Source organism: Intrasporangium sp. (assembly GCF_030452765.1).
Classification (GTDB): Bacteria; Actinomycetota; Actinomycetes; order Actinomycetales; family Dermatophilaceae; genus Intrasporangium_A.
The window spans coordinates 1-8571 of sequence record NZ_JAKDLO010000183.1 but is presented as its reverse complement, the minus strand read 5'-3'; the positions used below and the strand labels follow the sequence as shown (position 1 = coordinate 8571).

Genomic DNA, 8571 nt, shown 5'->3' with positions numbered 1-8571 from the left:
CGACCGGGTCAAGCACGTTGCCGGTCTGGCAGGTCCCGACCCGGCAGCAGAGGGCACGGCGCCGGGCCGCAGCCCTGCGGCCGACAGTTCCGCAGCGGCGGGGGCCCGCGCCGCCTCGGATGCGGGCTCGCCCCAGGCACCATCGGCTGACCCGTCGCCGCCGGCCCCGGCCAAACCGGCTGCGGCAGCCCCGGTCCTGCCGGGTGCCGCCACCGCTGCACCGCGTCGCCGCCGGGAGCTGCCCCCCGAGGACCGACGTCCCCTGCCGGGCGAGACGGTGTGCCCCGCGTGCGGAGCCGGCAACGTGGCCACCCGGCGCTTCTGCCGGCGGTGCGGGTCCGACCTCATCGATGCGTCGATCGTCCCTGAGCTGCCCTGGTATCGCAGGATCTTCCGGCGCTCTCCCCGAGCTCCCATCGCGGGAGACCGACCGGCCGTGCACCGTGGGCGCCGTCGCTTCGTGCGCAAGCTCGTCGGGACCCTCGTCGTGCTTGGGGTCCTGGGCGCGGCCGCCTGGTTCGCACTGCCCTTCGTCGGCCCGGTGGGGCAGACCGTCCGGGACCGGGTGCTCGGTGCCCAGATCATCAACCCCTCCAAGATCACCGCGTCGAGCTCGGCCAAGGGTCACGGGCCCGACGAGCTGCGGGACGGCACGACGAACAAGTACTGGGCGCCGGCGAGAACCGGTGCCGCCGTGGGGCAGTACGTCGACGTGACCCTCCCGCAGGCGATCCGCCTTGTCCGGATGCAGGTCTTCAACGGTTCGTCGGAGAAGCCGGAGGACTACCTGCACACAGCGAGGGTGCAGACGCTCGACCTGCGCCTGACCCATCCCGACGGCAGCGCCGAGACCAAGTCGATCACCTTGGCCGACGCCCCGGGCCAACAGGACTTCGAGATCGGCGTCAGCGATGTCACCCGGGTGCGCCTGACGGTGAAGTCGGCCTACGCCGCGAGCCCCAAGGTGCGCGTGGCTCTGGGCGAGGTGGCCTTCTACAAGCGCTCCTGAGGCGTCGGGGGCCGGCGTCGCGCTGGTCTGCCAGCGGGTCCATGACTCGCCGAGTCGACCCCAAGGGATCGCAGCATGCGCTGGTAGCCCTCCTGCGCCAGTGACGCCGCTGCTGGTGAGCCGGCCATTCCATGCGCCGCGATCAAGGCCCGCCAGCCGGCGTCGTTCCATGGGTCGAGCTCGACGGCCCGAGACGCTGCGGTGATGGCCGCCGTCGCGTCCGATGCCTCCACGTGCAGGACAGCGAGCCGGGTGGCCGCTCCGGCCGCGAGCAGGCACAGCTCCGCTCGGAGGGCGACCACCCACTCGACGGCGCCCTCGTGCGGTAGCAGGTGGGCGGCATACAGCTCGACGGCGCGCGTGAGGGCCGCGCGCTCGGCCTCGGCGTTGTGCGATGCGCCAGCAGCGTCAGCGAGGCTGAGCTGGGTGCGGAACCGCTGCACGTCGCTGACGTCGCCGCGGCCGGGTGCGAAGGCGTAGGACTCACCCCTGCGGGCCAGGACGGCTCGCGACTGTCCCGGTGCAGCGGTTTCGATGGCTCGGCGCGCGGCCGAGATCGCGACGTGCAGGCTGTGGACCGACGGCTCCTCCGTGCGCGCCGGCCAGAACCACTCGATGAGCTCGTCGCGGTGGACCGGCCTGCCGGCCCGCACGATGAGCGCGGACAGCACCGCGCGCACCACCGGGCGCACCCGGGTCAGGTCGAGCTCCGCCGCGCCGAGGCGGATGCGCAGGTCTCCGAAGCAGCGTACGTCGAGACTTGCGAGGTCACCGGCCCGTCCAACGGACTCGCGCCCGGTCGTCCTTGCCGCACCTGTGCGGGGGCCCGGGTTCTGCGGCGGGGCCTCGACCTCGAGGAGGTCGGCAGCCAGCCAGGTCCAGGGGCGCATCGGCCGGTGGCCACCGGTGGTGGGTTCGGTGAGCCGTTCCGCCTGGGCCAGCAGGTCGGCGCGTGACTCCGGGCGGAGGATCGCGAGGGCCGCATAGGCGGTCGCGAGCGCCCCGTCACTACCGGCCGACCGGGCCACCGCGGCAGCCGTCTGGGCAGAGACGACCGCTTCGGGCAGATCGAGGCAGGCGCCCGTGAGGGCCAGCCCGGCGCGCAGCCAGGCCTCCGCCGCGGCCCACCGCAGGTGGCGAGCGCGGTCGACCAGACGGTCGAGCAGGTCGACGTCGGGCGAACCGACGCGCAGGGAACCCACCGCTACCGCGCACTCGAGCAGGAACGCCCCGACCTCGTCGCCCGCGGCGTCCCGCGCCAGCGCCGCCTGGCGGACCGTCGTCAGGGTCCACTCCCGCGGCTCCCGGCTCAGGGCGATCGCCAGAACGGCCCGGGCGAGCCAGACCTGCCCGGTGGCCCTGGCGTCGACGAACAGGTCGTCCAAGCGCGACGTCGCGTCCTCGGCATCGACAAGGACGGAGACAGCCGCCGTGACGAGCCGGGAGTCCTCGAGGCGGTTGATCATTCTCTCCACCCCGGCGTCGACCACCTCGGCGCACAGCGCGGCGCCCTCCGCGGCGCCCTCCGCGGCGGACTCATCGCCGGATGATCCGGCTTCGAAGGCATCCCAGGCGTGGCTCGCGGTCCGGGCGGCCGCCTCGAGCTGGCCGGAGCTCAGCTGCCTGCGCGCCAGCGCGAGCCCGGCCCATGGGTCGTCGTTCGAGAGCCCGACCGGAAGGGCGTCGAGCCAACCCGAGCCCGCCGGGTTGGTCAGCAAGGACCCGTGGCGGCGCAGCAGCCTCGACAGGGCTGCCCAGTTGCCGGCGCGGGCGCGGGCCACCGCCTCCTCGACGACGTCGTCGGTATCGCCCACGATGGTGGCGGCACGATCGAACAGCTCACGGACCGGCCGGTGACCGAGCTCGGAGGTGAGCCGGCTGCGTAGGTGCGCGCGCAGGACCGGGTGGTAGTGGTAGGCGCACCCGTCCGCAGGATCGGCCCGGATAAGACCCTCACGATGGGACAGGGCGCGCAACGTCTCGCCGGCGGTGCCCGTGCCGAGGAGCGCGTTCGCGCGGTCGACGGTCACGGTGTCGAAGACGCTGGTCGCGGTGAGGAAGCGCACCAGGGCCGACGGCAGCCGGTCGAGCACCTCACGGTCGACGTAGCCGCCAAGGAGCCGGTCGCCACCGGCTGTCCCTTGCCCGGCCCATGTGCGGCTCGCCCCGCGACGGTTCGGCGCTGCCGGGTTGGGCACCGGAGCCACGTGCCCGGCGTCCCGCCCGAGCCGATGGAACTGGAGAGCTGCCGCCCAGCCATCGGTACGGGTCGTGAGGTCGAGCGCGGCAGCCTGCGAGATCGGCATCTGGTAGACATCGGCGAACAGCGTGGCGATCTCCCAGGGGCGGAACCGCAGGTCGTCCTCGGTGAGCAGGACCGGCATGGGCATCTCGCGTCGAGCGAGGTTGAAGGCTGGCAGGGTCCGGGAGACGACCACGACGCCGACCCGTGGGGTGGCCCGCTCGATGTACCGCTGGACCGCGAGCAGCTCAACGGTGTCGATCGCCTGCGCGTCGTCGAGCACCAGGACTCGGCGGCCTTCTGGTGGGTTCGCGCTCTGCGGCGGCTGGGAGAGCCAGCCGACCTCATGGGGGGCAGACCCGCGGACCCAACGCACCCGCAGCTCTCGGTGGGCGACCCAGTCCTCGAGGAGGGTGGTCTTGCCGGTGCCGATCGGGGAGACCACGAGGGCGAAGCCGACATCCATGGCCCGGTCGAGGGCGTGGTGGAGTCGCTCACGGCGCAGCACCGGCGCATCTCGAGGGTTGCGCTGTTGCCAGCCGGCACACTGGACCGTGTCGGCCACGGGCGACCGCCTCCCGGGTGAGCGAGCCTGGCCCCTGACGCCGAGAGTCTTTCACGGAGAAATCGTGGGATCAGGACGATTCCGCACAATTCTTACGGTCTCTTTACCATTCTGACGACGTGAGCCGGATGATCAGCGGCGCGCCGAGGGTGGGAGACTGCACTCGTGCGTGCACTGACCAAGCTGACCGCCGGGCCGGGCCTTGCCCTCACCGACCGTCCCGAGCCCACCTGCGGGCCGACCGATGTCACCATCCGCGTCCTGCGTGCCGGCCTCTGCGGCACCGACCTGCACCTGCAGCAGTGGGACGACTGGGCCGCCGCGACGGTCCAGCCGCCGCTCGTCATCGGGCACGAGTTCTACGGCGAGGTCGTCGAGGTCGGTGCGGATGTGACGAGCGTCAGGGTGGGCGACCGAGCCTCCGGCGAGGGCCACATCGTCTGCGGGACGTGCCGCAACTGCCGGGCGGGCCGACGCCACCTGTGCATCCGCACCCAGGGGATAGGTGTCAACCGGGACGGGGCCTTCGCCGACTTCGTCGTGATCCCGGCGAGCAACGTCTGGGTGCAGCCGTCCGGCCTCGACCCCGACCTCGGTGCCGTCTTCGACCCCCTCGGGAATGCGACCCACACCGCGCTCCAGTGGCCCATGGTCGGCGAAGACGTCGTCATCACCGGAGCGGGGCCGATCGGGGTGATGGCCGCCGCCATCGCCCGGCACGCCGGGGCGCGCTACGTCGTCGTGTCGGACGCGAGTGACTACCGGTTGGAGCTGGCTCGCTCCGCCGGGGCGGACGTCACGGTCAACGTCGCTCGCGAGTCGCTGGCCGATGCGCAGACGCATCTGGGGATGAAGGAGGGTTTCGACATCGGCCTCGAGATGTCAGGGGCCGCCCCGGCGGTCACCGACCTGATCGCGAACATGAACCACGGCGGGCGGATCGCCCTGCTCGGGCTCCCGCACCAGCCCTACGAGCTCGACTGGGGCAAGGTCATCACCCACATGGTCACGCTCAAGGGCATCTACGGCCGCGAGATGTACGACACGTGGTACGCCATGTCGCAGATGATCGCCACGTCCGAGGTCTTCCGGGCGGCGGTCAGCCAGGTCATCACCCACCGTTTCCCCGCCGAGCAGTGGGAGCAGGCCTTCGCGACGGCTCGTTCGGGTCAGTGCGGCAAGGTCGTGCTCGACTGGAGCTGAAGGACGATTGCGTATGCCGCCCACCTCCGACCCGCAGCCACGCCCCCGCCCGCTCGTCCTCCTGCACGGCATCGGGCAGTCCCCGATCGCGTGGCAGGAGTTCGTGTCCGCGTTCGGGGCCGGGCGCGTGATGCACGCTCCGTGGATGCGCGGCCTGCGCCCGAGTGATGCAGTGGGGTTCGACCTCGATGCCGCGGCAGTCGACGTCGCGAACCAGCTCGAGCTGCAAGGGATGAAGCAGGTGGACCTGCTCGGCGTCTCGGTCGGCGGCAACGTCGCGCTGCGGCTCGCCGTGGAGCGGCCCGAGCTCGCGCGCCGGCTCGTCCTTGCCGGTGCGCTCGTGCGACCGACGAAGGCGCAGCTGCGGATGCAGAAGCTCGCCCTGCGGATCGTCCCGGAGGGGAGGCTCGTGGACGCGGGGGTGTCGCGGGCGCGAATGCTCGCCGTCTTCGACGCGCTGCGTACGCTCGACGCGACGAGCAGCCTGGCTCAGGTGCAGGCGCCGGCGCTCGTCGTGGCGGGGTCCGGTGACCGGCTCGGCCGGGCGGCGGCCGAGGTGTTGGCCCGGGGTCTGCCGAACGCCCGGCTCGAGCTGGTCGCCCGGGGGAGCTCGATGCTCAACGACTCGTCGCCGAAGGAGCTCGCCGCGCTCGCCCACGCCTTCCTCGACCCCACCACATAATCGACAGTGCAGTAGTCCTCATCGACAGTGCAGTAGTCCTCATCGACAGTGCAGCAGTCGTGATCGAGCGTGCACGTCCACCGATTCACCGGCTGTAAGTCAGAGTCTGGCCATCTCGCTTCCCGGTCAACATCCAAGTGTCGCCACCCGATGCCAACTCAACCCCTGGCACCCGTTGGCACCCGTACCTTTGCGTTCTTATCACGAACGTCGGCTGCATTTCAACGGCCGCTGCCCTAGAGATGTCCATGATGCGGATCTACCGTTGAGGGATGGATCTATCACCGAGATGGGGATATGCAAGCACCTCGCATCGAAGGAAAGGGCGTGTCTTCCTTGTCACGTTGTTCCTTCTTTGCCAGCCTCGTGCCCACTTCTTCCTCTGCGGAGGCAGCAGGGCTTTACGAAACCCGCATTTTCGTGGGCTGCAACATCCCTTGGGGTGATCCACCAAGTCCCGTTACGCAAATGTATGGCTACAGTTTCGGTGGTAATGGCTGGGGTTTTCAGGGCCAAGTGGACCCATACACGGATATCTATATCGACGGTGACTGGGTAACGAGGGCGGATGAGAGCTTCAACGTCACGTCTAGCACTTGGACTTCCAACACATGGACGGGCTGCAGCCAAGTTTCACGACTGTCAAACTCGAATCAAGGCTCTACCAGCACAACGGTGATGGAACGCTCCTCGGCGAGACCTGGGCTACGTGCTCTCCGTATGAGACCAAGCCCGTTCCGAACATTCGAAAATGAGGGACGACCGCATGGGACGTTTCGCTCTACTCATCTGGTTCGTCGGACCATCTGAAGGGCGTCCCGAGCCTGATGATGCACGACTCGATGAGTGGGGCCGCGCTATCTCCGATGCGCTACTGCGAGCCTGGAAACCGGGCTATTCTGCGGCATTCCTCCCTCGGCCCGGCGATGCGATATCTTCTCGAACGGTCGGCGAGGCTGTCACCAGCCACATGACGAGGCCAATGGTGGTCTCGGCCGTGCTGCACAGCCCAGTGCTAGGCGGGGATGAATCTCACGATCAGGGACGGCCAGTAGTGTTCGTGGAGATTCGTCAAGAGATCGAGCGAGTGGATCCGAATCTTGTCAGCGCTCTGATGAAAGGCGGTTGGCACGTACTGTAGTGGCGCCGCAAGGTGATCTTTCGGCGTGGGCCGAGGTCGAGTTGTCACTCACTCAGGCCGCCCACGAGAAGCCCAGGAGCGCCACGACTCGACCCCCACCCGGACGAAGGGCCCTGACAGCGAAACCTCTTGGTACTGCGAGTACTTCGACACGAGAGCGGTGATGGCTTCCTCGACATCGCGGCGGTCCGACACGACGCGCGCGCGGCCATCGGCCCGGACCCACCAGAGCCGGGACCAGTCCTCGTCGTACTCGTCCACGAGCAGGCTGACTCGAGGCTCGGCGGCGATGTTGGTCAGGCGCTGGAGCGCTACCGTCGACTTCGGCTTGGCGTCGACTCCCGTCCAGACGACCTCGTCGACGAGCGCGAACACGATCGGCACGACGTGCGGCGAACCGTCGGGCCGCACCGTTGCGAGCCGTGCGACCGGAGCCGCCGCGAAGCGCTCCCGATCCCGGTCCTCGAGGGAGAGGGGCATGGAACCAGGCTACGTGTGCGCCGGCCTCAGTCAGGAGTGGCGCACGCGCTTGCCCGCCCGGCCCGGGTCATCACCCGGCCGCTTCGGCACGGGTGGGTTCGTGTGGAGCACGCCGTAGAGATATGCGGAGTCGGTTCGCGCAGGGTTGACGGCCGCGGCGCGGACATGCGCCGCCGCGTCTGTGTAGGCATGCCACGCGTTGGTGTAGGCGAGGGCTGCTGGGACGTCGGGCTGTGCGTGATGTGCGCCGTAGGCGCCGCTTCGGTAGGCCCCGAAACCGAGTGCCTCGACCCGGCCGGCAGGTGACGCGCCCTGCAGGTTGACGAGGCTGGCCTGGGCGTGGGCGGCACCGTTCCAGTAGTCGGTGTGCGCGGCGGTCGTCGCCACGACCGGCCCGCCAGGAGCCACCGCACTCGTCGGCGCCTGGGCTTCCCCCTGCCAGTAGTCCGTGGCACCCTCGAGCGCTGCGGGTTCGTTCGAGGCAAGGGCGGTCCCGGCCGGGTGTGCAAGGGCGTGCGACAGCCCGGTCCGGTAGTCGGCTGCGCCGGCGGCCTCGGCCGAGCTGGTCCCGGCGTAGGCCGCGCCGGCCGGGTTCGCGCGGGCGAAGTCGACCCCCTGCCAGTACTCCGTGCACGCCTGGCTGCGGGCCGCGCTGCCGGCGGCCGGGGCCACGCCACGCGCCGAGGCCCGGGCATGGGCCACCCCGGCGACGAAGTCGCCGTGCCCGAGCGCGTTGGCCGTCTCCGGCGGGGTCAGGGAGGTCAGGGCCGCCCGAGCCGTGGCCATCCCGGCGAGGTAGCCCGCGTGCCCACCGGACGCGACGCTCTGCTGCAGCCCGCCGGTCGGTGCCGCCTGCCCACCCTGGGCCAGCGCCGACCCGTGCGCGTGCAGGAAGCCGCTGATGAACCCGCCGTCGCTGCGTGCCGGCTGACCCGGGATCAGCGCCGCACCGGCCAGCAGCCCGGCCGTGGTGTCCTGCCAGCCGCCGGTGTGCGCCGACCGGGTCGCGTCGGCCGCGGTGCCGGCCTTGGCCGCGTCGACCCCGGCCCGGTAGTCGGTGAACCCTTCGTCGCTGCCTCCGGCGGCCGGGGCCGGCCCGGTCAGCGACGCGAGGTCTCGGTGTGCCTGGTCGGCGCCGGCCCGGTAGTCGGCTGCGCCGGCGGCCTCGGCGGAGCTGGTCCCGGCATAGGCGGTGCCGGCCGGGTTCGCGCGGGCGAAGTCGACCCCCTGCCAGTACTCCGTGCACGCC

At 70.8% G+C, this 8571-nt stretch carries 6 protein-coding genes; 3 read left to right on the top strand and 3 right to left on the bottom strand.

From position 1 onward, the window contains the following. Positions 1-1009 (top strand): zinc ribbon domain-containing protein (locus L0H79_RS18320; RefSeq protein ID WP_301486082.1); only part of this gene is annotated, 1009 nt, incomplete at its 5' end. On the opposite strand, the gene L0H79_RS18315 is transcribed toward L0H79_RS18320, so the two are convergent. Continuing rightward, positions 994-3816 carry a winged helix-turn-helix domain-containing protein gene (locus L0H79_RS18315; RefSeq protein WP_301486081.1) on the bottom strand — a complete coding sequence of 941 codons (2823 nt, stop codon included), beginning with the start codon at positions 3814-3816 and terminating at the stop codon, positions 994-996. The genes L0H79_RS18320 and L0H79_RS18315 overlap by 16 nt on opposite strands. 165 nt (positions 3817-3981) lie before the next feature. Between L0H79_RS18315 and tdh the strand changes: the two genes are divergently transcribed. Both tdh and L0H79_RS18305 read left to right on the top strand, forming a co-directional pair. Continuing rightward, positions 3982-5019, top strand: coding sequence for an L-threonine 3-dehydrogenase (gene tdh / locus L0H79_RS18310; protein ID WP_301486080.1), 1038 nt, complete (start codon positions 3982-3984; stop codon positions 5017-5019). 13 nt (positions 5020-5032) lie between these two features. Continuing rightward, entirely contained in the window at positions 5033-5701 is a 669-nt protein-coding gene (locus L0H79_RS18305; RefSeq protein ID WP_301486079.1) for an alpha/beta fold hydrolase, read from the top strand. A gap of 1189 nt (positions 5702-6890) precedes the next feature. Here the strand turns inward: L0H79_RS18305 and L0H79_RS18300 are convergent. Next, entirely contained in the window at positions 6891-7322 is a 432-nt protein-coding gene (locus L0H79_RS18300; RefSeq protein ID WP_301486078.1) for a TIGR03668 family PPOX class F420-dependent oxidoreductase, read from the bottom strand. Positions 7323-7352: 30 nt separating this feature from the next. Next, a partial coding sequence (locus tag L0H79_RS18295) for a hypothetical protein (protein ID WP_301486077.1) occupies positions 7353-8571 on the bottom strand: 1219 nt, incomplete at its 5' end.